We start from the raw sequence: 26,854 nt of genomic DNA on the forward strand, positions 1-26,854 counted from the left end.
GATTGCCGAATCCTGCGAAGCGCCATGTCCCGTATTCCCCTGATAATTGATTGTGATCCCGGTGTGGATGACGCCGTCATGTTGATGATGGCGCTGGCCAGTTCAGATCTGGACATACGTGCCATCACGACCGTTGCCGGCAACGTGCCGCTTCATCTGACCAGCCGGAATGCGCGCATGATGTGCGACTTGATGGACCGCAGGGAGGTCCCCGTATATGCCGGGTGCCCGCGTCCAATGGTGCGCACGCCGGTCACTGCGGAGGATTTCCACGGCGAGAGCGGGATTGCCGGGCTTGAACCGTTTGCGCCGGAAACGCCGCTGGCCGAAGCGCATGCCGTCAACGCGCTGATCGACATGCTTCGCGCCGCCGGGCCGAAGGGCCTGTCGATCGTGATGACAGGGCCGATGACCAATCTCGCGACAGCGCTGATCATGGCGCCGGATATTGCGGAGAGTATTGACCAACTGGTCCTTATGGGCGGCGCTGACAGCGAGGGCGGCAATATCACGCCCTTTGCCGAGTTCAATGTCTTTGCAGACCCCCATGCGGCGGCTGTTGTGCTGGGGAGCGAGACGTCAGCCACAATACTCTCTCTGGATGTGACACATCAGGTCCGGGCGCTCGACTCCCATCTGGCTCCCTTCCGCACACTGGAGGGCGACCGGCCGCGCATCATGGTCCAGCTGCTGGAAGCGGCGAATGCCCTGGAACAGAAATGGAAGGGCAAGCGCACACCGATGCATGATCCTTCGACCATTGCCTACCTGCTCGCGCCGCATCTGTTTGAGGGGCGCAAGGCAGATGTGACGGTCGAAACGGAGTCCGGGGCGCGGTTTGGTCAGACGCGTCCGTCCAGGCTTGAAGCCGGTCGCCATACCTGGATCACCAAGGCGGATGCCGCAGGCTTCTTTTTGTTGGTGAAGGATTTGCTGGAGACATCATGATCACGATTGTTGGATCTATCAATCTCGATATCGTCGCGACGGGTGCGAGTTTGCCTCGGCCGGGGGAAACGGTGACGGGTGCCACGCTTGCCCGCCATCCCGGCGGCAAAGGCGCGAACCAGGCTTTGGCGGCGCGCCGTCTGGGCGCGGATGTCCGTCTGGTGGGGGCTGTCGGCGCGGACGATATGGCAGAGGAAGCTTTGAAGCTGTTGCAGGCCGGCAGCGTGGACCTGTCTGGAGTCCAACACGTGAATGGGGAAACAACGGGCGTCGCGCTGATCGCGGTGTCTGCCGATGGCGAGAACCAGATAGTGGTCTGCCCCGGCGCGAATGCCGTGTTGCGCCCTGCTGATGTCGAATTCGTCGAGATTGAACACATGATGGGGGTTCTGGAAGTCAGCGCAGACACGTTGCTTGCAGCAGCGCGCAAGGCCACCGGATTCGTAAGCCTGAACCTTGCTCCGGCCATGGTCGTGCCCGACGCATTGCTAGCTGAAGCGGACCTGATCAGCGTGAACGAGACCGAAGCGGCCTTTTATGGCGGGGCGTTACACCAGTTGGATGCGTATGTTGCGATCTCGCTTGGCGGTGACGGGGCAACGCTCTGGAAAGATGGCAAGCAGATCGCTCAGGCGTTACCCCCGAAAGTGAACGTGGTCGACACGGTCGGAGCCGGGGACACGTTCACCGCGGCGCTGACCGTGGCCCTGATCGAGGGCCAGTCTCCTCAGAAGGCGCTGGAGTTCGCGGTGGCTGCGGGCGCTGTTGCATGTACGAAGCCCGGCGCGCAGCCGAGTTTGCCGAAGCGTGTCGATCTCGATCCATATCTCTGATTGGCGGGCGCAGGCGTCTTCATGCAATTGACGCATGGCCGCGCTAGGGCTTTCTGGAATTAGGTTTTGATGGTTGGAGGTTTCCCCATGTTTCGATTGATTGCCAGCGCGCTCGCGGTGACGGCGCTCGCCCTTCCGGCCTCAGCCTGGGGCAAGACCGGCCACCGCATCGTGGGGGAGGTCGCGACGACCTATCTTAGCGAACCCGCTGCAACAGCTATCGAAGACATTCTCGGACCCGAAGGTCTTGCCGAAGCATCCGACTGGCCAGACTATATGCGTTCCAATCCAGACTCCTTCTGGCGCTCGGAAGCCAATCCCTGGCATTATGTCACGATCCCTGAAGGGCAGACCTATGCGGATGTGACACCGCCCGCGAACGGAGACGCCATCACGGCGCTTGCAAGTTTTCGGGCCACCGTGCTCGATCCTGCCGCGTCTCTTGAGGAGCGCCAACTGGCGCTTCGGTTCATTGTGCACCTTGTCGGGGACCTCCAGCAGCCGCTCCATGCCGGCAACGGGACCGACCGGGGCGGGAACTGGGTCGATGTCGTCTTCTTCGAGGAAATGTCGAATTTGCACGAGGTCTGGGACGAGAAGCTCATTCAGTATGAAGAGCTCTCCTATACCGAATGGGCCAATTGGCTGGTTCAGAAAATCACGCCGGCTGACCTGGGCGAGTGGGGCGCGGCCACGCCCGGACAATGGGCCGATGAGAGCGCCGCCATTCGCGACACGATCTATCCGGAATCGGAAATCCTGTCCTACGACTACGCCTATATGGCGCGGCCAATCCTGAACCAGCAGATGAGCAAGGGCGGTGTGCGCCTTGCGGCCTATCTGAACGCGATGTTCGAGCCGGCCCCAGAGACTGAATAGGGGTCAGGCGCTCGCGCGATTGATGCGGCGGCGCTGGACACTGGACGGGATGCTGAGGCTTTCGCGATACTTCGCGACGGTGCGGCGGGCGATATCCACGCCATAGCCTGTCAGGATTTCGACGATCTGGTCGTCCGACAGTACATCATCAGGCTTCTCGTTCTCAATGAGATTCTTGATCCGATGGCGGACTGCCTCGGCTGAATGTGCTTCGCCGCCACCTGTTGCAGGGATTGAGGCGGAGAAGAAGTATTTCAGTTCAAACAGGCCGCGTGGGGTCGACATGTACTTGTTCGTCGTCACGCGACTGACCGTGGATTCATGCATCTCGATCGCGTCTGCGACCTGCTTCAGATTCAACGGTCGCAAATGTGCGACGCCATGCGCGAAGAAGGCGTCCTGCTGGCGGACGATTTCACTGGCGACTTTCAGGATGGTGCGGGCGCGCTGGTCTAGCGACTTGATCAGCCATGTGGCCGATGCGGCGCATTCGGAGATGAATTCCTTTTCCTTGTCGCGCATCGGCAAGGCCGTCACTTCGGCATAATAGGCCTTGTCCATCAGGACACGCGGAAGGTTTTCCGAATTCAGCTCAACGGCAAACATGCCGTTGGGCATTTCGCGCACATAAACGTCTGGTGTCACCGCGACCGATGCATCGCCGGCAAAGCTGGAACCCGGCTTCGGTGACAGCTGGCGCAGCTCCGTCATCATGTCGAGCAGATCTTCCTTGTCGACACCGCAGATATCCGCAAGGCCTTTCAGGTCATGCTTGGCAACGAGTTGGAGATTCTTGACCATGGCTTCCATGGCCGGATCATATCGACCCCGCTCCTTCAGTTGCAGGCCCAGGCATTCCGGTATCGAGCGCGCCATGACGCCCGTCGGATCAAAGCCCTGGCATACACCCAATACGGCCTCGACATTCGCGATGTCAGCGCCGAGCGCCGTGGCGACTTCCTCCAGATCGGCGCGCAGATATCCCGTATCGTCGGTTTCGTCGATCAGGCGTGCCGCGATCAGTCGGTCGGCCGCTGAAAGGCCAGCCAGGTTCAGCTGCGTGTGCAAATGTTCGTGAAGGGATATTTCGGAGCTTATATTTGCGGTATAATCGAAGTCCTCCCCGGATCCGCCGCCGCTGCTGGCGGTGGACCAGTCCGTCGTTGCCGATGGTCCGGAATTTCCGGCTGGCATCGCCGCATCCGAACCTGTGCCCGGTTCATAGACGTCTTCACCCGGTGCATCGAGTTGCTCGCGCGCCGCGCCGAGGCCAGATGTGTCATCCAGCGAAAGTTGTTCGCGATTTTCCGTTCTCGGGGCGTCGCTTTCCGCGGCACCCTCTTCTTCGGCCTTGTTGAGCAGGGGATTGCGTTCAATCTCCGCTTCGACGAATTCCGACAGTTCGTGGTTTGACAGTTGCAACAGCTTGATCGCCTGCTGAAGCTGTGGCGTCATTACCAGGGATTGACCCTGGCGCATGTCGAGTGACTGTTTCATTCCCAAGCCCGCGCCTTTTTCCTAAGCGGCGAACTGCTCACCCAGATAGACCCTGCGTACATCCTCATTGGTGAGCACGTCTTGCGGCGTACCATCAAACAGGACTTCACCTTCATACATTACATAGGCCTTGTCGACGATCTGCAAGGTTTCGCGCACTTGGTGGTCCGTGATCAGAACACCCAGGCCGCGCTGCTTGAGATAGCGGACAAGATCGGAAATGTCGGAAATGGCGAGCGGGTCGATACCGGTGAACGGTTCATCCAGTAGCATGAAGCTTGGACGCGATGCGAGCGCGCGGGCAATTTCCACCCGGCGGCGTTCGCCCCCGGATAGCGACGTGGCTGCCTGGCCACGAAGATGTTCCACATGCAATTCGCTGAGCAGGCTATCGACCTGTGCCATACGCTTTGCCCGGTCTTTTTCGACCAGTTCCGCGACGGCCATCACATTTTCTTCCACGGTCATGCCCCGAAAGATCGAGGCTTCCTGTGGAAGATAGCCCACGCCAAGGCGCGCGCGCTGGTACATGGGTAAACGGGTCACGTCTTCGCCATCGATGGAAATCGATCCGGAATCCGCGCCGATCAGGCCCATGATCATGTAAAAGCAGGTCGTCTTGCCGGCCCCATTGGGTCCAAGCAGGCCGACAATTTCCCCACGTTGAAGGCTCAGAGACACATCCCGCACGACCTGTCGCTTGCCAAAAGACTTGGCAATGCTGTTTACGACAAGGCCTTCGGCCGAATCCGTCATCTTTTCTGAATTCCCTCAATCTACTGGGATATTGCCACCCGGAAACAGGCTTAACCTTACATACTTAAGATCGGCTTCACGTGCGCGCCAAAATTTTTTCAGTTTCCTGACTGATTGTCCGGATCAATCACCATTCGGGTGCGTCCGTCACCCCCGTCCAGCGTTGTCCGGCGATTGCCGATCTCGACCCGTAATACGGCGCCTTCGGCCACGTCGCGCTCGCGCAACAGGGCCACATTCCCGGTCATGGTAATGATATCGCTGGCCGCATCATATACGCCGCGATCGCCCTTGGCCTTCATATCTGCTGTGATGTAGAAGACATTGCCCTCGGCGATCATTGTCTTGACCTGACCGAAACCGCCGCCGACGCTGGTGGATTGCGTCGTGCCAGCCGGCTTTTCCGCAAAGATCATGGTCACCGTATCCGCGCGCAAGCGGGCATCGCCCTGCTGGATATCGACATTGCCGATCAGCAGCACCTTGCGCTCGCGCTCCAGACTCTCGGTACGTTCCGAATTGATGTAGATCGGGCCGCCTTCAGAAGAGATCTGCGCGGCGGCCGGCATTGCGAAGGCTGCCAGAGCGGTCAGCGAAACAAGAATTCTATTGAGAGCCATCTGTCTCACCTTCAATCGTTTCATTTGTGTCTTCCGGGGCAGGGTAGAGCACCGTTTTGACATTGCCTTTGCAGATGACGCGGTTGCCATCTTCCAGAACTTCATACGAGTCACAGCTGATATCGCCAAGAGGCCCTCTGCCTTGCAATGGCGAAAGACCTTCGACGCGCCCCTCATCGACGAACACGCGCGCGCCAGATGTCATGAAGGTGAATCCATTGGCATCCGCGATGCGGACATCCTCATACAGTTCCAGAATTCCGGCATCACGGTCATACATCCCCGATGGTGCGCGGATTTCGCTTCCAGTCTGGTCCAACAGAACAGGATTGACGAGATCGACCAGTGTACCGGTGGTTTGGCGCCGTCGCGCCGCATCTGCCGTGATGTTGAAGCTCTGCCCGACCGAATCCCGACCTGAAAAACGCGGATTGAGCATGGTGACGGTTTCACCCTGCGCCACCTGGACAGGTGTCGCATCCTTCGCGATAGCGCTGCGCACAATGTATCCAAGAAACAAGCCAATCGAGATGGCCGCGCAAGCCGAAAAGGCGAGGCGTAACAGGCGCACGCCTTGAGACCGCTTGCGGGCCTGGTCCAGCGTCAATTGGCGCCGCGGAGCCCATAATGATGCCGGATCGTGATGCTTGACGGCGTCCATGGATACGCGGTTGCCTGTTTTCTTAACTACAGTAATCGTTTAGCGGTCCATGCTCCGAAACAAAAGCGGCGAAGGCATGACGACTATGTCAGCTATGCGCAAAAATGTCGGTTTCTGCCCAGCCGGACAAGTCGAGCGTCGCGCGAATTGGCAGGAATGCAAAACAGGCCTCGGCCAGTTCCAGCCGGCCTTCGCGCTTCAGCATGGCTTCCAGCCCGTCCTTGATCTTGTGCAGGTAAAGCACGTCAGAGGCGGCATACTGGAGTTGCGCGTCGGTCAGTTCGGCTGAGCCCCAGTCTGAGCTTTGCTGGGCCTTGGACATGTCAGCGCCTGCGATTTCGCGTGCGACGTCCTTCAGGCCATGGCGATCCGTATAGGTACGCGCCAGCTTCGAGGCGATCTTGGTGCACCAGATCGGCGCGCAATCGATGCCCATCCAGCGTTTCATCATCGATACGTCAAACCGCGCGAAATGGAACAGTTTGAGCACTTTCGGGTCGGTCAGGACTTTTTTGAGGTTCGGGCAGTTATAGTCCCGGTCCAGCTGTACCAGGTGGGCCGTGCCATCCCCGGACGAAAGTTGGACGAGCGTGAGATTGTCGCGCAACAGGTTCAGGCCCATTGCCTCGGTATCCACCGCCACAACAGGGCCAAAGTCGATACCAGCGGGCAGGTCGCCCTTGTGAAGAGTAATGCCGTTCATGCCGAGGCTCTAGCACTTCAGGCGTTAAGGGCAAGTATCTCCGCGCTCCGGTAACAATCGGCTCACACTTAGCTGCGGGTTTTCTTCAGCGCGACGAGGGCTGCGTCCAGAGCTGAGAGAAAGCGCGACCTATCCGACTTGGAGAAGGGGGCTGGTCCGCGGGCGATGCCGTCGCCGAGGCCTGCACGAAGATCGGAATGAATTGCGCGCACGGCCACGGCATTGCCAATTGAGGCATCCGTGAAGGGCTTTCCATTCGGGGAAATGACGGCTGCGCCCGCCTTCAGGGCGCGGTCGGCCAGCAGGATGTCCGCTGTGATGACGACCGACTCTGGTGTGGAAGCTTCCGCAATCCAGTCATCGGCCGCATCGAAGCCATCTGACACGATTTTGCGGCTGACCAATCTGTGCTCGGGAATGCGGATATAGGAATTGGCAACGATCACCACAGGCGTGTCATGGCGTAGTGCAACCTTGTATATCTCGTCCTTGACGGGGCACGCATCTGCATCGACGAGAATTTGTGGCGGGGGCGGCTGGGTGTCAGACATGCGAGACTACAGCTTGTGCACCAGTCGGGGCAGCAAACGTCCTGGAATAGAGCCAGACTCGGCTTCTCCGGCCGGCTCTGCTCCCATATGGACATAGAAGGGCGCCGCATCCGGATCGGCCTCGATGACCATCTCCTTTGCTCCGGAGCCCTGTGCATACCGGCACGCCCAGACATACAGCATCTTTCCGGTGCCTTCGCCGAGCCGGACCGGCTCGACAAACAGTTTGTCCAGATAGCTCGATCCGGTTTCATCAAAAGATAGTTGAGCTACCCCTGCCACACCGCGCAAATCCTCCGCCACAATGACGACGTCTGATTCCAGGTCGTCCTCGGTCAGCGTGAGTTCGTCTTTGAATGCGTCCAGCATGGCTTCGTCATAGTCCCACACCGCCTTTGATCGCAGGCACAGGTCCGACAAGTATGGCAATTCGTCCAGGCGTGGCGGTCTCAAGATCATTGGCAAGTCTTCCCGCCCGCAGGCACTGACGCAAGGCAAGGGCTTGCAGGCCTCGCCATTCCCCCTTCTTTTATCGGCAAAATGGAGGAAGTCACATGGCAACAGCACCCGTCCAAACCCGCATCACCGAAATGCTGGGAATCGAGAAGCCCGTCATTCAGGCCGCGATGGGCTGGATCGCTCGCGCGCCACTCTCCTCGGCCTTCTCGAATGCTGGTGGCATGGGCATCATCGAGACGTCTTCTGGCGAGTTGGATGTGATCCGCGAGGAAATCCTCAAGATGCACGACCTGACGGACAAACCGTTCGGTGTGAATGTTGCCCAGGCCTTCGTGCGTGACCCGAACATTGTCGACTTCATCATCGATCAGGGCATCAAGTTCGTTACAACATCTGCGGGCGACCCGATGAAGTATACGTCGATGCTGAAGGAGGCAGGCCTCACCGTGTTTCATGTCGTCCCATCGCTTCAGGGCGCGCTAAGGGCGATTGAAGCTGGCGTGGATGGCCTGATTGTCGAAGGCGGGGAAGGGGGCGGCTTCAAGAACCCGAAAGATGTTGCGTCGATGGTTCTCATCCCGCTGGTTTGCGAACATGTGAATGTTCCCGTGGTTGCAGCAGGGGGCATAACCGATGGGCGCAGCATGGCCGCTGCCTTTGCGCTTGGCGCGGAAGGTGTTCTGATGGGTACGCGTATCCTGTCCTCGGAAGAGAGCCCGGTGCACCAGAACTGGAAGGACGCGATCTTTGCTGCGGATGCGACCGACACCGTCTTCCTGAACCGATCAGGTCCGGGGCCGGCACTGCGCGCCTTGAGTACGGAGCGTACAGAGCGCATCCTGAGGGAGGGCGTGGAGAATATTTTCGGAGAATTTGCCGGGACGCAGAAAGTCTATTTCGACGGAGACCTCGAAGCTGGCATTGCCCTTACGGGGCAGGTCGCAGGGCGGATTCACGCGGTCAAGCCCGTCGCTCAAATCCTAGAAGAAACCCTGGCCGAGTATCATGAAGTCGTAGCTCGCCTGCCGAAATAGGCCGCGACGGGTCTGGTTTTTGCCGTGATTTATCGCTAAACGGCATTAACTGACCTGAGAGGATCCCATGACCAGAAAATCATTGCTCGCGGGCAGCGTTGCTGCGCTCGCCCTTGCCGTGTCCGCCTGTGGCGAGAAAGCGGAAACCCCGGAAACGCCCGCTGCAACCGAGGCGACCGCCAGCGAGACCGGGCTGCCGGAGATTGTCGTCAGTGATGAGGAACTCGCAGGCAATCCATTCCGTCAGGAGTGGACGGCCGACTATGGCGTCCCACCCTTCGCCGAAATCGATGATGGGCATTACATGCCGGCAACGAAGAAGGCGATTCTGGAGTTGCGTGCGGACATTGATGCCATCGTCGACAATCCGGACGCGCCGACATTCGAGAACACAATCGTCGCGATTGATGTCGCCGGTGGGTCGCTGAACAAGGTTTTGAATGTTTTCGGCAACATCACAAATACAGATACCAATGACACGCTGAGCGAGTTGGAGGCTGAAATCTGGCCCATGCTGACTCGCGAGATGAACGCGATCAATTTCAATCAGGATCTCTTCGAGCGCGTTAAGACCGTCTACAGCCAGCGTGATCGGCTGGGGCTGGACGAGCAGGATGCGCGCCTGCTGGAATTGGTCCATCGCGAATTCGTCCGCAATGGCGCGGACCTTTCCCCGGAAGTCAAAACCGAGGTCGCCGCGATCAATGAGGAATTGTCGGGCCTGACCACCAAGTTCGGTCGCAATTTGCTCCTGTCGACCAAGGCTTTCAAGATCGAGGTCACTGACGAGGCAGAGCTTGTCGGCCTTTCAGACGATTTCAAAAGCGCCCTGAAAGTCGACGGCGAAGACAAGTGGGTCCTGACCGTTGATCGCTCTGTCTACGAAACCTTCATGACGCAGAGCGAGAACCGCGATCTGCGCGCGAAGATGTTCGATGGCTATCGCCTGCGTGCGTCCGAGGGCGAGTTCGATAATGGCCCGCTCGCGATCAAGATTGCCCAGCTGCGTGCCAAGCGTGCCGAATTGATGGGATACAAGTCCCACGCACACTACCAGTTGGAAACACGCATGGCCAAGACGCCGCAAGGCGCCGAGGAGTTCCTGCTCCGCGTCTGGGAACCAGGCCTCGAGCGTGCCAAGGAAGAACGCGCGGCCATGCAAGACATGGTTGGCGACGAATTCCAGATTGCCGGACATGATTGGTGGCACTATTCCGAAAAGGTCCGCCAGGATCTCTACGCCTTCGATGACAATGCGTTGAAACCATATTTCGAACTCGGCGCCGTGCGGGACGGGGCGTTCGATGTTGCCTCCAAACTGCTCGGTATCACGATCGAGCCGGTCGAGGTTGACGGCTGGAATCCGGTTGTGACCGCGTATGACGTCAAGGATGCGGAAACCGGTGACCATCTCGGCCTGTTCATGGTCGATATGTATGCCCGCGATTCCAAGCGTGGTGGAGCGTGGATGAGCTCGTTCCGCGACACGTCCAACGTCAATGGCAACAATATTCGCCCGATCATCACCAACAATCTCAATCTGATCACTCCGGCCGAGGGTGAGCCGACCCTCATGCGGTTTGACGAAGTTGAGACGCTGTTCCACGAATTCGGCCACGGTCTGCATGGCTTGCTGACGCAGATCCGTTATTCCACATTCTCCGGTGTTGATGGTCCTCGTGACTATACTGAATTCCCCGCCCAGATCCTCGAGCATTGGGCTGGCGCCCCCGAAGTGCTTTCAACCTATGCAAATCACTACGAAACCGGCGAGCCAATTCCGCTCGAACTGATCGACAAGATGAACGCTGCTGCGACCTTCAATCAGGGGTTCAAGACGACTGAGTTCATCGCTGCGTCGCTGCTGGACTTGCGTTGGCACATGCTGACTTCGGAGGAAGCCGCCGAAATCACCGATGCCCGGGCATTTGAGCAACAAGTGCTGGAGGAATACGGCCTGATCCCGGAGATCGAACCGCGCTATCGCAGCCAGTATTTCAGCCACATCTTCGCGGGTGGGTATTCGGCAGGCTATTACGCCTATCTCTGGTCCGAGATTCTGGATGCCGATGGCTTCACCGCGTTCCGCGATACGGGCGACATCTATGATCCCGAACTGTCGGCGCGGCTGAAGAAATGGGTCTATGAATCTGGCGGTCTGCGCGAAGCAGACGAGCTGTACCGGAATTTCCGTGGCTCCGACCCAACCATTGAGCCGCTGTTGAAGCTGCGCGGTTTCTCTGAGCAGCAGCCAAGCGAAGGCTGATCGGCGCTCGGTCGACATCCAAACAAAAAGCCCGCCGGAAACATTCGGCGGGCTTTTTCATGTCAGTGGAGTCAGACGTGTCTCAGGCAGATTGTTCGACAGCTTCGCGGCAGACAATCGCTTTGACTTCTTCTTCCGTATTCGCTTCGCGCAAGGCGTCACGTACGGCGCTCTGGCGGAATGTGCGGCTTACCTGGGCCAAGGCCCGCAAATGGTCAGCGCCCGAAGATTTCGGAGCCAGCAGCATGAAAATCAGGTCGCAAGGGCGATCATCAATCGCTTCGAAATCGACGCCGTGGACCAGTCTCAGATAACCGCCGACAGGTGCGTCGACGCCCTCAAGACGGGCGTGCGGGATGGCAACGCCTTCGCCGACACCGGTCGATCCGAGGCGTTCGCGCTCCATTACGGCATCCTCAATCTCACGCAGGCCAATGCCTGTCGCTTCGGCAAGAGCCTCTGCGAGCGCGTGAATTGCCTGTTTGCGGCTTTTCGCTTCCAAAGATGGTATGATTACCCCGCCCGTGAGCAGGGATGTCAAATCAGTCGCCATGAAGTTACTTTCCGTGTTCCGGACTAGTTCCTCGGGACGTTCGCTGGATCCACCCATCCAATATGACCGTCTGGTCGGCGGTAGACCATATTAAGCCCGTCATGGCCAGCATTTCTGAACATTAGGGCAGGCACTTCCTGCAGTTCGAGCTGCATAACAGCTTCTGAGACACTCATTGTCCGAATTGAGTGCGATGTTTCCGCGACAGTCAGCGGTGTGTCATCCGGCTCTTCGTAATGCTCTTCCTCGGCGGCATCGTGACCATTCACCTGGAACACGGCTTCCGGAGCCAGTTCGTTCGGCATTGGAGCCGATGTACCGGCATGATGGTCCTTCAGTCGGCGCTTGTAGCGACGCACCCGTTTTTCCATCTTGTCGAGGCTGTTTTCCAGCGCCGCATAAGGGTCTTCCGCCTTGCCGGTCGATTGGAGGATAATGCCAGAGGGCAGGTGCACATTGCAGTCAACTTCGACGAAGGGGCCCTGTTGGGACACGAAAACGCGAGCGTCGCCGGTTCGGTTGAAATACTTACTGACTGCCGCCTCCAGTCCGTCTTCGATGCGGCTCCGCAGAGCCTCTCCGAGATCCATATGCTTGCCAGTAATCTGTATCTGCACGGGCGGTCTCCTTTGTTTTTTCAGGATTCAAGTATGGCGCAGAATTGCCGATGAGGCGAATCGAATTCCTCATTTTCCTGACTTGGGAAGGGGAAGAACCGGCCTCAAGAGCCGAGCGGTACATTGCGTGTGAAATATGTATTCTGGCGTCGCCACACTAGGATGCGCCTGCAACGCCCTGCGTGCAGTCTGGCGTCAAAAATTACATGGTTACAATGACCTATGAGGAGTACAGTCAGGGTAACCTGATTTACATCTTCGCGTAGTTACCTGAATTAATATCTCTCCATCAAGGATGAACTCAAGGCATGTCGACCGGTGAGCCCGAGGAACCGAATAAACCGGCAGTCATGCTGGTTGAAAGTGATGCCATGTTCCGGGCCACGTTCGAGCATGCCAGCGTGGGGATCGCGCATGTGGGCCCTCAGGGACAATGGCTGAACGTCAATCGGCGCGTCTCCGAAATTGTGGGCTATCCGCGCGACGAATTGCTCAAGATCACGTTTCAGGACATCACTCACCCGGATGATCTGAACCTGGATGTCGGGCTCCTCAACGAGGTGCTTGAGGGCAGGCGCGAGACCTATCGGATCGAAAAGCGTTATTACCACAAGTCCGGCCGGATTGTCTGGGTCCTGCTTTCGGTCAGTTGCATTCGCAATCCGGATGGCACGGTCGCCTATTTCATTTCGATCCTTCAGGACATAACGGAAAAGAAGCGCATCAGCCGGGCACTAACAGACAGCGAAACCCGGTTCCGCATCGTGCAGGAGACCAACCCGGACGGATTCATGATCCTGCGAAGTCAGCGCGCTGTTTCCGGTGAGATCGAGGATTTCGTCTGGGAGTTCGTCAATCCCGCAGCAGAACAGCTGACGGCGCGCTCGGCGAATGTCCTGATCGGCAAGCGGCTATCGAAAGTCATGCCCGAGGCCTTTGCAAGAGGTCTGTTCAACGTCTTTTGCAACACGGTAGAGACCGGAACGCCTTGGCGGCGAGAGCTCTACTATCCAGACAATGGCGTTCCGCGCTGGTTCCGCTTCACGGTCGCTCGGGTCGGGGACGGCTTCGCTGTGTCATTTCAGGATGTCACCGCGCGCAAGCAGGCCGAACTCCAGTTGCATGCAAGCCAGCAACGCCAGCGCACCATTCTCGATGGCATCGTTTCGATGATCGGGCTTACCACACCCAGTGGAATCCTGCTGGAAATCAACGAAGCCTCCCTTCGACTAACCGGGGCGGCGAGCGAGGACCTTGTCGGGAAGCCGATCTGGCAGCATCCGGCATGGTCTCACACGCGCGCGATGCAGGATCGCCTGATCTCGGCCTTTGCCAAGGCAGAAGCGGGACGCCGCATGCGGTTCGATGCTGAAATCCGGGATTCTCGAGGCTTGCTGATACCGGTAGACGTGCAATTGGCGCCCATTTTCGACGAATCCGGCCAGGTGACAGACATTGTCATGTCCGCAGTGGATATCTCGGAACGCAAGCGGGCCGAAGCACACCGCGAAATGTTGCTCAGTGAACTGAATCACCGGGTCAAGAATTCGTTGGCGACCATTCAGGCCATCGCCGCCCACACGCTGCGGGAGGCGACAGACTTTGAAGGCTTTCGCCAATCATTCACCGGGCGCCTGCGCGCCATTGCGGCCAGCCATGACCTGCTTGTATCCACGACGCAGGACTCATCGGATATTTCTCGTCTCATCCGGGATCAGGTTCTTGGCTATGCGCCCGCTGATGGCACGCGGCTGGAAATGACGGGGCCGCCGCTTGTCTTAGGGCCGCAAGGGTCACACGCTTTCGGATTGATCCTGCACGAACTGGCCACGAACGCGTCCAAGTATGGTGCGTTTTCGAACGATAGCGGACGGCTCAGCATCAGCTGGTTCATAGAAGAGACGGATGATGACCCTGACGTGATCATCGACTGGGTCGAAACAGACGGTCCGCCGGTGGTGCCTCCCAGCCGGAAAGGCTTCGGCAGTGTGCTTATCGAACAGAGTCTGTCACACGCTCTTGGCGGGAAATCGAACTTAACCTTTGACCCGAAAGGATTAAAAGCTCAATTTCGCTTTCCAGCTAGAAGGTAGGGGGACTATGCCGAAGATATTACTGTTGGAAGACGACTTCCTGATCGCATTTGATATGAAGACGCAACTGGAAGATGCAGGCATGGAAGTGGTCGGGCCTGTTGCGAGCAATGAGGACGCCAAAGCGCTCATCGAGCCGGGGTCAATCCATGCGGCTGTGCTCGATATGGATCTCGGAGGGGTTGCCTCGTTTCCTACGGCGCATCGCCTGAAGGAATTCGGAATTCCGTTCGTGTTTGTCACCGGCAATAACGAAGCCGACTTGCAGGACGGGCTTGCCGACAGTCCGATCCATACAAAGCCTGTGCATTACCCGCGGCTGATCGAACAGTTGAAGGGTTTCGCAGATTCGGATTGAAGATTGGCCTACATGGCCCTCACAGGTCCTTTGATGGGGGTGCCAGCCTCAGGATCGGCCGGTTTACCGGCATTGCGCCCATAGTCATGCTTTTTCAGAAGACCCCGGAATTGATGATAGGAGAGTCCCAGCAAATCTGCGGCGCGGCCCTGATGGCCTTGTGACAGGCTGAGGGCTTCGTCAATCAACTGCATCTCGAAAGCGGCGACCTGCGCGCTGAAATCCGCGGCGATCTCTGGATTGTCGCGAATGCGTACCGGGTCGGCCTGAAGCGTCTCGGAGTGACCTGTCTTGCCGGAGCCAGTCGGGCGCCAGGGAGAATCGAATGGGTCGAGTACGGCCGGATCGAACAAGACCGGTTCGTCCGGTGCCATCAGCATGGCGCGATGTGCGAGCCTTTGCGCGAAATTGCGCAGTTCACGTACATTGCCGGGCCAGTCATGAGCTTCGATAGCGGCAATGGTCGAGGGGGCAAAACCGGGGAAATCCTGCGCCATTTCAATTGCCATACGCCGAGCGAAATGGTCGGCCAGCAGGCTGGCATCACCGGGCCGGGCCCTCAGCGGCGGCAGGGTAATGACGTCAAAAGCAAGTCGGTCCAGAAGATCGGCGCGGAATTCGCCTGCCTCCACCATGCCCGGCAGGTCGGCGTTTGTGGCGGCCACGATGCGAACGTCCGTTGAGAGTACTTTTGAACCGCCCACCCGCTGGAATTCGCCATACTCGACAACACGCAGCAATTTTTCCTGAACCTGCGCGCTGGCGGTGGCTATTTCGTCGAGGAAGATCGTACCGCCATCGGCCAGTTCAAACCGGCCTCGCCGCATTTCGGTTGCGCCGGTAAAGGCCCCGCGCTCATGCCCGAATAGTTCAGAATCCAGCAGGGTCTCCGACAGTGCGGCGCAATTGACCTTCACGAACGGTCCGTCCCAGCGCTTGGACAGGAAGTGAAGGCGTTCTCCGATCAACTCCTTGCCGGTTCCCCGCTCCCCGATGACAAGGATGGGGCGATCCAGCGGGGCGACGCGGGAGACATGCTCCTGCGCGCTGAGCCATGCAGGGGCTTGGCCCAGCAATTGTGTATTCTGATCAACCATTTAGTCAAAATAACCAAAAGTGGCGATTAAATCTACAATGCATTTGGCGAGAAATACTAAAAATTAAAAACGGCATCCAGTCAAAATGATAAAATATCGATATAAAACAACGTACTATAAAATTAATTTTGAACTGGCACGGTCCTTGAAATGACAGAAGGGCTCGGAGCGACAGGGCGTTGCTCACAAACACAAGAAGGACAAACTGAAAATGGAAGATCGCTACAACACTTCGGAAGCCCGCTCGGATGCTGGCCGTTTCGGTCGGTGGCTCGCGACGCGCCCGGCGGAAAGCTGGATGTTCTTCGTCGTCGGCATCTTCTTCGGCGGTTTGTTCTTCTAATCCTCCCCCCACTCACGAAAGGACACCAAAATGGGCTTGTTCTCCCGACTCGGTGACATCATCAATTCCAACATCAACGCGATGCTCGACAGCGCCGAAAATCCTGAAAAGATTGCCCGGCTCATCATCCAGGAAATGGAAGATACGCTGGTTGAGGTTCGCACCGCCGCGGCCCGCGCCATGGCAGACAAAAAGGAAATGGAACGCGAAATCGTCCATTTCACGCAGACCCGCGACGAATGGGCTGCAAAGGCTGAACTGGCCATCGACAAGGGTCGTGAAGACCTGGCCCGTGGCGCTCTGACCGCCAAGCAGAAAGCTGATGGCGAAATCGAACGCCGCAAGCTGGCAATGGACGCGGCAGAAGAAGCCTTCGAGAAGCGCCAGGACGATCTGGCCAAGCTTCAAGCCAAACTTGACGAAGCGAAGGCAAAGCATCGGGCACTGATGATGCGCCGCGAAGCTGCTGAACAGCGCATTCGCATTCGCAGCCAGGTCTATGACGGCAAAGTGGATGATGCGCTGGCGCGCTACGGCAATATCGAGCGCAAGGTCGACGAAATGGAAGCCTATGCTGACACGATCAAGGGCCGTGAACCGACCCTCGAAGCCGAATTCGCCGCGCTGGAGCGTGACGAGAGCGTCGAGAAGGAACTCGAAGCCCTGAAAGCGAAGCGCGCCAAGTCATCGGCGAAGTCTTCCAGCAAGAAATCGGAGGACTAATCGATGTTGTTTTCACTCGCTTGCCTCACCGGCTTCATGACGTTGGTCTGCGCTCCGGGCCTCATCGCCCAGGCGCGCGCCAACCGGCAGCCATCTGCTGACGAGGCCGCCTGATGGATGAGTTTATTCCAATCATAGCGATCGTCTCGCTGTTCATCGTCCTCCCGGGCATGATCTTCCACTACATTACCCTGTGGCGGAAGCAGAAAACCCTGATGCCCGACGATGAGCGCATGATGGAGGATCTCTGGCGCTCGGCCAAGGCGATGGAACGCCGGATCGAGACGCTCGAATCTCTCCTTGAGCAGAGCGAAGCGGACAGCCCCCGCAGGCCGCCTCGTTCTTCCCGCCCCACTTTTGACGACTAAGGACCCAGACATATGTCCCGCCAATCCCGTGCCTACCGTGATACAGCCCCAGAAGGCGACCAGTACGGCTCCCCGAATCCGAAGCGCTATTACCGCTCGCGTCATGACAAGGTCATTGCCGGCGTCTGTGGCGGCCTTGCCGAACGCTTTGGTTGGGAACCCATCCTGGTGCGCCTGCTGGCCGTGCTCGCCTTTTTCTTTGTCGCCGGACCGATCGCCCTGATTGCCTATATCGTCGTCTGGATGATCACGCCGCGGACACCTTTGGGCGGTCGTACCATATCACCGGAAGAAGATGTTTTCTGGCGCAACGTGAACGACCGCCCCAGAGCCACTTTCGGGAACCTGAAATACACTTTCATGGATCTCGATGAACGCCTCAGGGATATCGAACGCAAGGTCACATCTGACGAGTGGCGACTGCGCAAGGAATTCCGCGACCTGGAGCGTGGCAACTAGACCGCGCCCATTCACCCTAACCATCCGACAAGAAGGACCGGAAAAATGCGTAAGGGGACGCTACTGACGAATAACTGGCTGCTCGGAGGGATCTCCATCCTCATCCTGATGATGGTACTCTTTCTCTCCAGCCTCCAGGGACAGACAGCACTGGAGTTCGGCGGGCTTCAGATGACGTTTGCGCCGCATGAAGAGGGGGGCGTTCGCCTCAGCATCGCCCGCTCTTTTGGTGAGTCAGACTTCACCGCGCTTTAAGGCGCGAACAATCAGGCGCACGGGGCTGACCGCCTCGAGCGCCGCCACTTCGGCGGGGGAGGGCCCGCCAAGGCACATGGCCGCCAGCACCCGGCCGGCCCAGGGGCCCCAGGTAAAGCCGCGCGCGCCAAAACCGTTCACCATGAATATGCCCGGCAACACGGGGGCGTCCGCATCGACAGGGCGCCCTTTTCGCATGCCGGAAAATGTCTCCAGCGCTGCAGAGTAATCGGGCACGGCGCCGACCAGGGGTAATCGATCAGCGGTGGTCGCACGAATGGCAGCACGAGACTGAACGGGCAGCGACGTTGCGCTTCGTTGCCACCATGGAGACAATTGTCGCAATGCGTCGGCATTGGTGGCGCGGGCAGCGGCGGACGTTGCAGCCGGTACACCATCTTCGATTTTTTCAAAGGTAGCGCCCCAGAGCCTCTGATCTTCCAATGCCAGTGCGTAGTGCCCGCTCGCCATTGCCTCTGCTTGAACGGGTGTGGCGTCCGAGACGCTCTCGACCTGACCCAATCGGCCTTCCAGCCCGACCCAGCCAAGTTGCCGGTTCGTCTCCATGGCGGTGGCGAGGACAATGATGTCGAACACCTCGGCATTCACCAAGCGATCCTGTAGCGAAATCTCGACCGTCCCGGTCCGGACCCGAACATTGTCGAGCAATCCGGAAATGATCCGCGCAGGCTCAAGGACCAGTGCGCGCTTGTGGAGCAGGCCGCCGCCCGAAATGGCTTCAAGGTCTTCCAAAGGCAGAGGCGGGTCCGCAAGCAATTTCGCGAACCGGGTCTGCTCGGCCTTGTCCTTTGGCATTTGGCGTACGGTGGTTTCGTGTGCGCCTTCCATGCCTGAATAGGCGCGGCGGGCGGCAAGATAAGCGTCGATCAGCAAGCGGGCTTGCGCCGTGTCGCCCGCATCGAGCCGAGGCATCATAAGGGCCAGCGGATTGCCACTTGCGCCGCTTGCGGGGCCAACTGGATCAAACACAGTCACATCTGCGCCGCGCTCTGTCAGGGCGTAAGCCGCGCTCGCCCCGGCAATTCCTGCGCCCAGAATGGCGATCTTTTGGCGAGGGTCACTATGCGCGCGCAGGCCGTAAATGTCCGGCTTGGCGGGAGAGGCAAGTGCCAACCTTGCTTCCAGTCGCTGCCGCTTGCGGCCGTGTCCCGGTGCTTTGACGACATCGAAGCCGACCTCTGTCAGTCCGCGCCGAACTGCGCCTGCCACGGTGAACGTGCCGATGCTAGCGCCGGGCTTGGAGCGCTCTGCAATCAGTCCGTAAAGATCAGCTGACCACATGGCTTCATTCTTTGCCGGGCTGAATCCGTCGAGAAACCAGGCATCGGCCATGAACTGGCTCTGGGGCAGCGTGTCGTGAATATCGCCGAGATGAAGCGTGAGAGTGACGCCGATATCAGGCCAGACGAGGTGGTGTACACAGCGCACAGGCCCTGGCCAATCGGCGAGCAGTCGCGCTGCCAAGCATGCCAGTTCGGGCCACGCGCCCAACGCGCGCGCCGCATCGGCCTCAGTCAGGGGAAAGCCTTCGAAGCTGACAAAGTGGAGCCATGCATCCGGGGTTGGTCGGTGCGCTTGCCACAGTTCGCACAAGGCGAGGAAGTTCAATCCTGTGCCAAACCCGGTTTCCGCTACCGTGAATTCGGTCTTGCCTGCCCAGGCTTCCGGAAGACCGCAGCCCTGCAGGAAAACCGCGCGGGTTTCAGCCAGTCCATCCCCCGCCGTGAAGTACACGTCCCCCGCCTCGCGGGCGACGGGCGTGCCGTCGTCCTTCCAGTCAATCATGGGATGCGTGAGCAAGCGGGCCATGCGAGACGGGTTAGCCGGGCCATACCGTTTTGAACAGTCCTCCGCGGCTGCATGCTTTCTGACACCGAATTAATCGGATCGCTCTTGTCCGTCGCGCGTTGAATGAGTGACCGCGATCATGCGGCCGACACAAACAAACTGAAGGAGACCCAAATGGACAAGGAACATCTCAAGGGCGGTGCCAAGGAAGCTGAAGGCGAAGTCAAGGAAACTGTCGGTGAAATGACAGACAACAAGAAGATGCAAGCCGAAGGCAAAATGGACAAGGCCGAAGGCGAAGCTCGCAAGACAGCGGGTGACGTAAAGGACGCCGTCAACAAATAGGCGACCCCCTGAACCACTGTGAAAGCCGCTCCTCCGGGGGCGGCTTTTCCTTGCGTGCTGCCGGATGGCGCGCCACATAGGAGCTCTCAGCAGAAGGCATACACTCATGAGCGAGTTTGAGATCAAGCGCGAAGACGGAGAGACCGGCGGGCGCTACGTCACCCTGGTCAACGGCCACGAGGCCGAGATGACCTATTCGAAGGCGGGTACGGAGCGGATCATCATCGACCATACCGGCGTTCCGAAAGCGCTCGGCGGCATGGGTGTCGGCGTAGCCCTGGTCAAACGCGCGGTTGAGGATGCGCGCCGGGACGGAATCAAGATCATTCCGCTGTGCCCTTTCGCGAAGGCGCAAATTCAAAAACATGCAGAATGGCAGGATGTACTGGCATGACCACGATACCCATCACCCATGATGAAAATCATATGCGCTACAGCTATTTCGAGAACGGGCTGGAAGCATATCTGACCTATGAGCGTCCACGGACCGGGCTGCGCCATATCACGCACACGATCGTGCCGGGAGAACTGGGTGGACGCGGCCTTGGCAAAAATCTGGTGACGCGTGTGATGAATGACATCATAGCTGCGGGTGAGACGGTTTCTTCGTCTTGCTGGTTTGCAACGGCACTTATTGAAAAGACGCCGGAATGGGCTGCCCTGAGGGGATGACCAAGCCTTTCTGGAAAACTACACCACTGGCTCAGATGTCATCGCAGGAATGGGAATCCCTCTGCGACGGCTGTGGCAAATGCTGCCTGCTCAAACTGGAAGATGAAGATACCGGTGAGATCGCTTACACGCGACTCCATTGCCGCCTGTTTGACGGGGATAACTGTCAGTGTGCCGACTACAAAAATCGCAAGAAGATCGTCGAAGACTGCGTGATTCTTACTCCGAAGAAGGTCGAGGAAATCCGCTGGATGCCAAAGACCTGCGCCTATCGCCTGATCCATGAAGGCAAGGAGCTGCCGGACTGGCACTACCTCGTATGTGGTGATCGCAACCGCATCCACGAAGAGGGGCATTCGATCCGGGGACGCACCGTTTCCGAGGACACGGTCTTCGATGAGGACACAGAAGACTGGATTGTCGACTGGGAAGGCAATGAGCCCTAGACGCCGACCACTTCACTATTGGTCGCCTCGGTCTTCAGCCATTTGATGAAGTTGCGTACATCTGGCGTCAGGTGACGGCCTTTCGGATAGACGATCCAGTACCCGAAATCGATCAGGTGGGAGCCATCCGCGAAGGGTGCGACCAGCCGACCAGAGGCGAGATCCGCTGCTGCAATCGCGCGTTTGGCAAGCGCCACGCCGCGTCCGGCGGCAGCCGCCTCGATCACGAGGATCGCCTGGTTGAAACGTGGGCCGCGTGAGCCATCAACATCTTTCACATTCCGCGCACGCAGCCAGCTGGCCCAGTCGGGGCAGGACGGGTCATTCTCGTTGCTCTCATCATGGATCAGTGTGTGATGCCGCAAATCCGAGGGCTTGCGGATCGCGTCGGTTCCTTCCAGCAGGGCAGGGGAACAGACCGGCAAGACAGTCTCGTCCATCAGCTTTTCAGATTTCAGGCCGTCATAATTGCCCCGGCCATAGCGGATTGCGAAATCGGCATCGGCCGTGGTGAAATCGGTCAGGCCCATATCGGCCGAGATCCAGGCCTCGGTCTCCTCATGTTCCCGGTGGAAGCCATCAAGGCGGGGCGCCAGCCATTTCGCGGCGAAGGACGGCGCAGATGACACCATGACCCGGCCTTTGCGCGCTGGAGCCTGCATGATCCGCCCGGCTTCAGAAATTCTCTCGAATGCATCGCGCACCAGCGGCAGGCTGGCCTGGGCGGCATCTGTCAGCAAAACTGAACGGCCCGTTCGCTTGAACAGGGGCGTGCCGGCATATTCTTCCAGCTGCCTTATCTGTTGTGAAATCGCGCCGGGCGTGACATTCAGCTCTTCGGCAGCCTGTGTAAAAGACAGGCGCCGCGCGGCGGCCTCAAAGGCTCTCAGCGCGTTCAATGGGGGAAGTCGGTCGGATGGGTCTGACATGGATAGTTTCTCTAAAGGATCGCTGTAGGGGTTCATGCTTGCGTCCGCCGCGTCAAGAGCCATTTTGACACCTGACTGATCAGCTTGCCTAAAAAGAGGTCCGCCCGCATGCGCCAGTTTCCGGCTTTCTTCAACATGGATGACGCGCGCGTCGTCGTGTTCGGCGGTGGTGAGGAAGCGCGCCGCAAGGTGCGCCTGCTCGCCAAAACACCGGCGCATATCACTGTGATTATTGGAAAAGACATCGATTCCGGCTTCGCTCAGGAGTTTGCCGGGCGCATAACGATTGCGCCGCAGGACCAAGCTGGCGCCGCGCTCGATGTTGCCCGTTTTGCAATTGTGGCATGCCGAATTGATGAAAACACAGATCGCGCGATCACTTGGGCGCGCCAATATGGCGTGCCTTTGAATGTCGTCGATCGGCCAGATCTTTGCGATTTTACGGTTCCATCCATCATGGACCGCGGCGAGATTGTTGCAGCCGTGGCCTCGGGCGGCTCTGCGCCTGTACTTGCCAAATCGGTGCGAGCCAAACTTGAAGCGCTTACACCAGCACGCATCGGCGATCTGGCGGAACTGGCCGGACGCATGCGAGAAGAGGTGAAGTCCAAATTGCCGGATGCTGGCGCGCGTCGGAAGTTCTGGGAGAGCGTGCTCAATGGCAAGGCTGCCGAACTTGCCTATGCGGGCGAGTTGGAAGCTGCTGAACAGGCGATGCGCGACGCACTGTCCGGCGGCCGGACGCAAGGCGTGGTCCATCTGGTTGGCGCGGGTCCGGGTGATCCGGAGCTGCTGACCCTGAAGGCGCTGCGCCTGCTGCAGGAAGCCGACATTGTCTATTATGACCGTCTGGTCAGCGACGATATCCTGACGCTCATTCGCCGGGATGCCGACCGCGTGTCTGTCGGCAAGAGCAAGGGCGACCATTCCGTCCCGCAGGATGAAATTCACGAAATGCTGATCCGCTCGGCCCGCGATGGCAAGCGCGTTGTACGCCTGAAGGGCGGCGACCCGTTTATCTTCGGGCGTGGCGGTGAAGAGATGGAAGCGGTGCTGGCAGCAGGCGTCGAAGCCTTCGTGGTGCCGGGTATTACGTCGGCGCTGGGATGCGCGGCGCAGGCAGGTGTACCGCTGACCCATCGCGATCATGCCCAGAGCCTGACCTTCGTCACCGGCCATGCCAAGGCGGGCGGCGTGCCCGATCTCGATTGGGACTCTCTGGCCAAGCCGAACCAGACCGTCACCGTCTTCATGGGGGTCGGCACAGCGGCCGCCATTACTGACAAGTTGATCGAAGCCGGGCGCGCGCCAGACACGCCGGTCGCAGTGATCGAGAACGGCACGCGGCCGAACGAAATTCAGGTTTTCGGTATTCTTGCTGAACTGCCTGACCTGATCACAGACAATGGTATCGAGGGTCCAGCATTGCTCATCATCGGCAAAGTGGCGGGCCTGCCTTTCGCGAGTGGCGCAATCGGCCTTTCAGGCTGCGTCAGCCAGGAGACTTTCGTATGACATCCGTTCGCCCGAAACTTAAGCCGGATACGCCAAAGGCCGTCACCGCATGGGAAACCGCAACCGGCCAGAATGTCTGGATGGCCGCCGACGGCAGCTGGACCCAGGACGTTTCAAAAGTTGCCGCCTTTACAGGCGATGAGGCCGAAGCGCGCCTTGCAGATGCTCAGACGCAGGAGGGGATCGTTACCGATCCCTACTTCATGGAAGTCACCGAGACCGGCGAAATCACGGGCCGCGAGACCCTGCGCGAAACCATCCGCGCCAAGGGACCGACCGTTTCCTATGGAGAGGGCGCATAATGCCCCATCGCGAGATTCAGCGACTCACACTTTACGGCGATTCCATTTCCGGCAATTGCATGAAACCGAAATGGACCGCTGACCTGCTTGGCATCCCATATGATTGGGTAGAGGTCGATATCCTTCAGGGCGGCACCCAGACCGAAGACTTCCTGTCGCTGAATCCGGCGGGTCAGGTGCCGCTGGCGCGCTGGCCGGATGGCCGTGCGTTGCCACAGTCCAACGCCATCATGTTGTATCTCGCCGAAGAGGCAGGCAGTGACCTGGTCCCTTCTGACACGTTCCGCCGGGCCCAGATGATGAGCTGGCTGTTCTGGGAACAATACTCTCACGAGACCGCCATTGCTGTGAGGCGCTTCCAGAAACATTATCTCAATACGCCGGATGACCAGATCGATCCGCAGCTGATGGCCAAGGGGCGCCGCGCGCTCGGTGTGATGGAGCTGCAATTGACCTATACCGACTGGCTGGTTGGCGATGCGATGACGCTCGCCGATATTGCGTTGGTCGCCTACACACGGGTCGCCCATGAGGGTGGCTTTGACCTGTCTGATTTTCCTTCCGTGGAAAGATGGGTCAGCCGCACCGAAGTGGCCCTGAATCTACCGCACGCAAAAGAGGCTGCGTAATGTACAGATATGATGAGTTTGACGCCCGGATCGTCTCCGAGCGGGTCGCGCAATTCCGTGGACAGGTGGACCGCCGCCTATCGGGCGAATTGCTGGAAGACGAGTTCAAGCCGCTCCGCCTGCAGAATGGAGTCTACCTGCAGCTGCATGCCTACATGCTGCGCGTGGCCATTCCCTATGGCCAGCTGAATGGCCGTCAGCTGCGCCAACTGGCCATCGTCGCGCGCGACTATGACCGGAACTATGGCCACTTCACCACGCGCCAGAACATCCAGTTCAACTGGGTTGCCCTGAAGGATATTCCGGATGTGCTGGCCAAGCTCGCCGAAGTCGAGATGCACGCCATCCAGACTTCCGGAAACTGTATCCGCAATGTGACGTCAGACCATTTTGCCGGCGCGACGAAAGACGAGCTGATGGACCCGCGCCCCTGGTGCGAAATCATCCGCCAGTGGAGCACGTTCCACCCCGAATTCGCTTTCCTGCCGCGCAAGTTCAAGATCGCCGTCACGGCGGCGGAGCATGACCGCGCCGCGATCCGCGTGCACGATATCGGCCTGCACATCCGCAAGCGCGGCGATGTGGTCGGCTTTGAAGTCCATGTCGGTGGCGGGCAGGGGCGCACACCTCACCTCGCGACACTGGTCAATGAGTTCGTGCCGGAAGCCGAGCTGCTCGATTATCTCGAAGCCATCATGCGCGTCTACAACCGCTTCGGCCGCCGGGACAACAAGTACAAGGCCCGCATCAAGATCCTCGTCAGCGAGCTGGGCGAGGCTGAATTCCGCCGCCTCGTCGACGCGGAATATGCCGCCCAGCGCGAGAACGAGAAGATCGACCTGCCGCAGGCCGAGATCGACCGTATCCATGCCTATTTTGCGCCGCCGGAATTGGCCGCGAAGCCGGACACGTCCGCAGCGTTCGAGGCGCTGAAGGTCGAAGACACCGAGTTCGCGCGTTGGGCCCGCATCAATCTCCATCCGCACAAGCAGCCGGGCTACACATCCGTCACGGTCAGCCTGAAGCCGATTGGCGGTCTCGCTGGCGACGCGACGGATGCGCAGATGATGACGGTCGCGCATCTCGCTGAAGCCTATGCCTATGACGACATTCGCGTCAGCCATGCCCAGAACCTCGTCCTGCCGCATGTCGCACTGGATGATCTGCCGGATGTCTATCGCGAACTGAAAGCCGCAGGCCTCCATACGGCGAATGAAAGCCTGATCACCGACATGATCGTCTGTCCGGGTCTGGACTATTGCAACCTCGCCAATGCCCGCTCCATCCCGGTCGGGCAGGCCGTGCAACAGGTCTTCGCCGATCCGGACTATCAGGAAGACATCGGCCGCCTGCACATCAATATTTCCGGCTGCATCAATGCCTGCGGCCACCATCATGTGGGCCATATCGGCATCCTTGGCGTCGACAAGAAGGGTGAGGAATTCTATCAGATCACCTTTGGTGGCCGCGCCGATGAGAAGGCCGCGATCGGCGATATTGCGGGCCCCGGCCTGAAGGCGGACGACGTTCCCGGCGCGCTCAAACGCGTCGTGGACACCTATCGCGAGCTGCGCGCCGACAAGAGCGAATTGTTCATCGAGACACTGGCCCGCCTCGGCCATGACCCCTTCAAGGAGGCGCTTTATGCCGCTGGTTAAGAACGGCACGGAGATCGACAATATCTGGGCCTTCGTGCCGGATGAAGGCGAGCTGTCTCCTGGTGGATGTATTACAGTTTCGCTGGGGCGCTTTCGCAGCGAGCGGGAGATCCTGCTGGCCCGCAATACCGATATTGGCGTGCGGCTTGAGCCGGGCGATGACCCGCACGAACTAGAGGAATATCTCGATCGGTTGCAACTGATCGAAATCAGTTTCCCTAAATATACTGACGGTCGTGGATACTCCCAGGCCCAGCTTTTGCGCCGTCGCTTCGGCTATACCGGAGAGCTTCGCGCTGTGGGTCACGTCCTGCGGGATCAGATATTCTATATGAACCGTTCAGGCTTTGACGCTTACGAGACCGCCCGTGCTGACCTACATGAAGTAGTGAACGCACTGGAAGAGTATTCCGACGTCTACCAGCCCGCAGCGGGTGATCGGACGCCGGTGTACCGCAAGAGACACGAAAGCTGAT

At 58.9% G+C, this 26,854-nt stretch carries 33 protein-coding genes; 21 read left to right on the top strand and 12 right to left on the bottom strand.

Annotated elements, in window-relative coordinates:
• Window positions 1-24 precede the first annotated feature (24 nt).
• From CFA77_RS02345 to CFA77_RS02355, 3 genes are all read left to right on the top strand, one after another.
• Entirely contained in the window at window positions 25-948 is a 924-nt protein-coding gene (locus CFA77_RS02345; RefSeq protein WP_206992093.1) for a nucleoside hydrolase, read from the top strand.
• Window positions 945-1,781, top strand: a complete 837-nt coding sequence (locus tag CFA77_RS02350; RefSeq protein WP_034817031.1) for a ribokinase — start codon at window positions 945-947, stop codon at window positions 1,779-1,781. The genes CFA77_RS02345 and CFA77_RS02350 overlap by 4 nt, the downstream gene beginning before the upstream one ends.
• A gap of 87 nt (window positions 1,782-1,868) precedes the next feature.
• Window positions 1,869-2,660, top strand: a complete 792-nt coding sequence (locus CFA77_RS02355; RefSeq protein ID WP_206992094.1) for a S1/P1 nuclease — start codon at window positions 1,869-1,871, stop codon at window positions 2,658-2,660.
• 3 nt (window positions 2,661-2,663) lie between these two features.
• Here the strand turns inward: CFA77_RS02355 and rpoN are convergent, their stop codons facing one another.
• The 7 genes from rpoN to CFA77_RS02390 all read right to left on the bottom strand — a co-directional run bounded on the left by rpoN (window position 2,664) and on the right by CFA77_RS02390 (window position 7,907).
• Complete coding sequence (rpoN, locus tag CFA77_RS02360) at window positions 2,664-4,157, bottom strand: RNA polymerase factor sigma-54 (RefSeq protein WP_242517456.1); 1,494 nt, start codon at window positions 4,155-4,157, stop codon at window positions 2,664-2,666.
• A gap of 21 nt (window positions 4,158-4,178) precedes the next feature.
• Entirely contained in the window at window positions 4,179-4,913 is a 735-nt protein-coding gene (gene lptB / locus CFA77_RS02365) for an LPS export ABC transporter ATP-binding protein (RefSeq protein WP_034817035.1), read from the bottom strand.
• Window positions 4,914-5,011: 98 nt separating this feature from the next.
• On the bottom strand, window positions 5,012-5,533 hold the full coding sequence (locus tag CFA77_RS02370; protein ID WP_051608017.1) for an LptA/OstA family protein: 522 nt from the start codon (window positions 5,531-5,533) through the stop codon (window positions 5,012-5,014).
• Window positions 5,520-6,194, bottom strand: a complete 675-nt coding sequence (gene lptC / locus CFA77_RS02375; RefSeq protein ID WP_051608018.1) for an LPS export ABC transporter periplasmic protein LptC — start codon at window positions 6,192-6,194, stop codon at window positions 5,520-5,522. The genes CFA77_RS02370 and lptC overlap by 14 nt, the downstream gene beginning before the upstream one ends.
• An 88-nt stretch (window positions 6,195-6,282) precedes the next feature.
• On the bottom strand, window positions 6,283-6,897 hold the full coding sequence (locus tag CFA77_RS02380) for a ribonuclease D (protein WP_206992096.1): 615 nt from the start codon (window positions 6,895-6,897) through the stop codon (window positions 6,283-6,285).
• 68 nt (window positions 6,898-6,965) lie between these two features.
• Window positions 6,966-7,448, bottom strand: coding sequence for a YaiI/YqxD family protein (locus CFA77_RS02385; RefSeq protein WP_206992097.1), 483 nt, complete (start codon window positions 7,446-7,448; stop codon window positions 6,966-6,968).
• Window positions 7,449-7,454: 6 nt separating this feature from the next.
• Window positions 7,455-7,907, bottom strand: a complete 453-nt coding sequence (locus CFA77_RS02390) for a GNAT family N-acetyltransferase (RefSeq protein WP_206992098.1) — start codon at window positions 7,905-7,907, stop codon at window positions 7,455-7,457.
• A 95-nt stretch (window positions 7,908-8,002) separates the two neighbouring features.
• Between CFA77_RS02390 and CFA77_RS02395 the strand changes: the two genes are divergently transcribed.
• A complete protein-coding gene (locus CFA77_RS02395; protein WP_206992099.1) occupies window positions 8,003-8,941 on the top strand; it encodes a nitronate monooxygenase family protein in 939 nt (312 codons plus the stop codon).
• A 67-nt stretch (window positions 8,942-9,008) separates the two neighbouring features.
• Window positions 9,009-11,207 carry a M3 family metallopeptidase gene (locus CFA77_RS02400; protein ID WP_206992100.1) on the top strand — a complete coding sequence of 733 codons (2,199 nt, stop codon included), beginning with the start codon at window positions 9,009-9,011 and terminating at the stop codon, window positions 11,205-11,207.
• Between the two features lie 82 nt (window positions 11,208-11,289).
• Here CFA77_RS02400 and CFA77_RS02405 read toward each other — a convergent pair whose 3' ends face one another.
• Together CFA77_RS02405 and hpf are read right to left on the bottom strand one after the other, a co-directional pair.
• Complete coding sequence (locus CFA77_RS02405) at window positions 11,290-11,760, bottom strand: PTS sugar transporter subunit IIA (RefSeq protein WP_206992101.1); 471 nt, start codon at window positions 11,758-11,760, stop codon at window positions 11,290-11,292.
• A 23-nt stretch (window positions 11,761-11,783) separates the two neighbouring features.
• Window positions 11,784-12,377: a ribosome hibernation-promoting factor, HPF/YfiA family gene (hpf, locus tag CFA77_RS02410; RefSeq protein WP_034817049.1), complete on the bottom strand. Its 594-nt coding sequence runs from the start codon at window positions 12,375-12,377 to the stop codon at window positions 11,784-11,786.
• A gap of 350 nt (window positions 12,378-12,727) precedes the next feature.
• Here hpf and CFA77_RS02415 point away from each other — a divergent pair, with 350 nt between their 5' ends.
• Both CFA77_RS02415 and CFA77_RS02420 read left to right on the top strand, forming a co-directional pair.
• Window positions 12,728-14,470, top strand: coding sequence for a PAS domain S-box protein (locus CFA77_RS02415; RefSeq protein ID WP_206992102.1), 1,743 nt, complete (start codon window positions 12,728-12,730; stop codon window positions 14,468-14,470).
• 7 nt (window positions 14,471-14,477) lie between these two features.
• Window positions 14,478-14,828 (top strand): response regulator, encoded by a 351-nt coding sequence (locus tag CFA77_RS02420; protein WP_206992103.1) that lies wholly within the window; start codon window positions 14,478-14,480, stop codon window positions 14,826-14,828.
• An 8-nt stretch (window positions 14,829-14,836) separates the two neighbouring features.
• Here CFA77_RS02420 and pspF read toward each other — a convergent pair whose 3' ends face one another.
• Entirely contained in the window at window positions 14,837-15,925 is a 1,089-nt protein-coding gene (gene pspF, locus CFA77_RS02425; RefSeq protein ID WP_206992104.1) for a phage shock protein operon transcriptional activator, read from the bottom strand.
• Between the two features lie 211 nt (window positions 15,926-16,136).
• On the opposite strand from pspF, the gene CFA77_RS17185 reads away from it, so the two are divergent.
• From CFA77_RS17185 to CFA77_RS02445, 5 genes are all read left to right on the top strand, one after another.
• Entirely contained in the window at window positions 16,137-16,268 is a 132-nt protein-coding gene (locus tag CFA77_RS17185; RefSeq protein ID WP_255342029.1) for a hypothetical protein, read from the top strand.
• A gap of 30 nt (window positions 16,269-16,298) precedes the next feature.
• Window positions 16,299-16,991: a phage shock protein PspA gene (gene pspA / locus CFA77_RS02430; RefSeq protein WP_034817055.1), complete on the top strand. Its 693-nt coding sequence runs from the start codon at window positions 16,299-16,301 to the stop codon at window positions 16,989-16,991.
• 113 nt (window positions 16,992-17,104) lie between these two features.
• Window positions 17,105-17,359 carry an envelope stress response membrane protein PspB gene (gene pspB, locus CFA77_RS02435; protein ID WP_034817057.1) on the top strand — a complete coding sequence of 85 codons (255 nt, stop codon included), beginning with the start codon at window positions 17,105-17,107 and terminating at the stop codon, window positions 17,357-17,359.
• Window positions 17,360-17,371: 12 nt separating this feature from the next.
• Window positions 17,372-17,818 carry an envelope stress response membrane protein PspC gene (gene pspC, locus CFA77_RS02440; RefSeq protein WP_034817059.1) on the top strand — a complete coding sequence of 149 codons (447 nt, stop codon included), beginning with the start codon at window positions 17,372-17,374 and terminating at the stop codon, window positions 17,816-17,818.
• A gap of 45 nt (window positions 17,819-17,863) precedes the next feature.
• A complete protein-coding gene (locus CFA77_RS02445; RefSeq protein WP_206992105.1) occupies window positions 17,864-18,073 on the top strand; it encodes a hypothetical protein in 210 nt (69 codons plus the stop codon).
• Here the strand turns inward: CFA77_RS02445 and mnmC are convergent.
• Window positions 18,053-19,903, bottom strand: coding sequence for an FAD-dependent 5-carboxymethylaminomethyl-2-thiouridine(34) oxidoreductase MnmC (mnmC, locus tag CFA77_RS02450; RefSeq protein ID WP_206992106.1), 1,851 nt, complete (start codon window positions 19,901-19,903; stop codon window positions 18,053-18,055). The two genes, CFA77_RS02445 and mnmC, sit on opposite strands and share 21 nt — an antisense overlap.
• A gap of 153 nt (window positions 19,904-20,056) precedes the next feature.
• On the opposite strand from mnmC, the gene CFA77_RS02455 reads away from it, so the two are divergent.
• From CFA77_RS02455 to CFA77_RS02470, 4 genes are all read left to right on the top strand, one after another.
• A complete protein-coding gene (locus CFA77_RS02455) occupies window positions 20,057-20,227 on the top strand; it encodes a CsbD family protein (RefSeq protein WP_084333513.1) in 171 nt (56 codons plus the stop codon).
• 106 nt (window positions 20,228-20,333) lie between these two features.
• Window positions 20,334-20,621, top strand: a complete 288-nt coding sequence (locus CFA77_RS02460; protein ID WP_034817075.1) for a GNAT family N-acetyltransferase — start codon at window positions 20,334-20,336, stop codon at window positions 20,619-20,621.
• A complete protein-coding gene (locus CFA77_RS02465; RefSeq protein ID WP_034817077.1) occupies window positions 20,618-20,899 on the top strand; it encodes a GNAT family N-acetyltransferase in 282 nt (93 codons plus the stop codon). The genes CFA77_RS02460 and CFA77_RS02465 overlap by 4 nt, the downstream gene beginning before the upstream one ends.
• The gene (locus CFA77_RS02470) at window positions 20,896-21,345 is read left to right on the top strand and encodes a YcgN family cysteine cluster protein (RefSeq protein ID WP_206992107.1); all 450 of its coding nucleotides are present in this window, start codon (window positions 20,896-20,898) and stop codon (window positions 21,343-21,345) included. The genes CFA77_RS02465 and CFA77_RS02470 overlap by 4 nt, the downstream gene beginning before the upstream one ends.
• Here CFA77_RS02470 and gcvA read toward each other — a convergent pair.
• Entirely contained in the window at window positions 21,342-22,274 is a 933-nt protein-coding gene (gene gcvA / locus CFA77_RS02475) for a transcriptional regulator GcvA (RefSeq protein WP_206992108.1), read from the bottom strand. The two genes, CFA77_RS02470 and gcvA, sit on opposite strands and share 4 nt — an antisense overlap.
• A gap of 108 nt (window positions 22,275-22,382) precedes the next feature.
• Between gcvA and cysG the strand changes: the two genes are divergently transcribed.
• From cysG to CFA77_RS02500, 5 genes are read left to right on the top strand one after another with little or no spacing between them, the layout of a single operon-like run.
• Window positions 22,383-23,789 carry a siroheme synthase CysG gene (gene cysG, locus CFA77_RS02480; RefSeq protein ID WP_206992109.1) on the top strand — a complete coding sequence of 469 codons (1,407 nt, stop codon included), beginning with the start codon at window positions 22,383-22,385 and terminating at the stop codon, window positions 23,787-23,789.
• Window positions 23,786-24,091 carry a DUF2849 domain-containing protein gene (locus CFA77_RS02485; protein ID WP_206992110.1) on the top strand — a complete coding sequence of 102 codons (306 nt, stop codon included), beginning with the start codon at window positions 23,786-23,788 and terminating at the stop codon, window positions 24,089-24,091. The genes cysG and CFA77_RS02485 overlap by 4 nt, the downstream gene beginning before the upstream one ends.
• Window positions 24,091-24,720, top strand: coding sequence for a glutathione S-transferase family protein (locus tag CFA77_RS02490; RefSeq protein WP_206992111.1), 630 nt, complete (start codon window positions 24,091-24,093; stop codon window positions 24,718-24,720). The genes CFA77_RS02485 and CFA77_RS02490 overlap by 1 nt, the downstream gene beginning before the upstream one ends.
• The gene (locus CFA77_RS02495; protein ID WP_206992112.1) at window positions 24,720-26,378 is read left to right on the top strand and encodes a nitrite/sulfite reductase; all 1,659 of its coding nucleotides are present in this window, start codon (window positions 24,720-24,722) and stop codon (window positions 26,376-26,378) included. Before CFA77_RS02490 ends, CFA77_RS02495 begins: the two co-directional genes overlap by 1 nt.
• Window positions 26,365-26,853, top strand: coding sequence for a DUF934 domain-containing protein (locus CFA77_RS02500; RefSeq protein WP_206992113.1), 489 nt, complete (start codon window positions 26,365-26,367; stop codon window positions 26,851-26,853). Before CFA77_RS02495 ends, CFA77_RS02500 begins: the two co-directional genes overlap by 14 nt.
• Window position 26,854: the final 1 nt, after the last annotated feature.

Source organism: Hyphomonas sp. KY3, assembly GCF_017309975.1.
Taxonomy (GTDB): Bacteria; Pseudomonadota; Alphaproteobacteria; order Caulobacterales; family Hyphomonadaceae; genus Hyphomonas.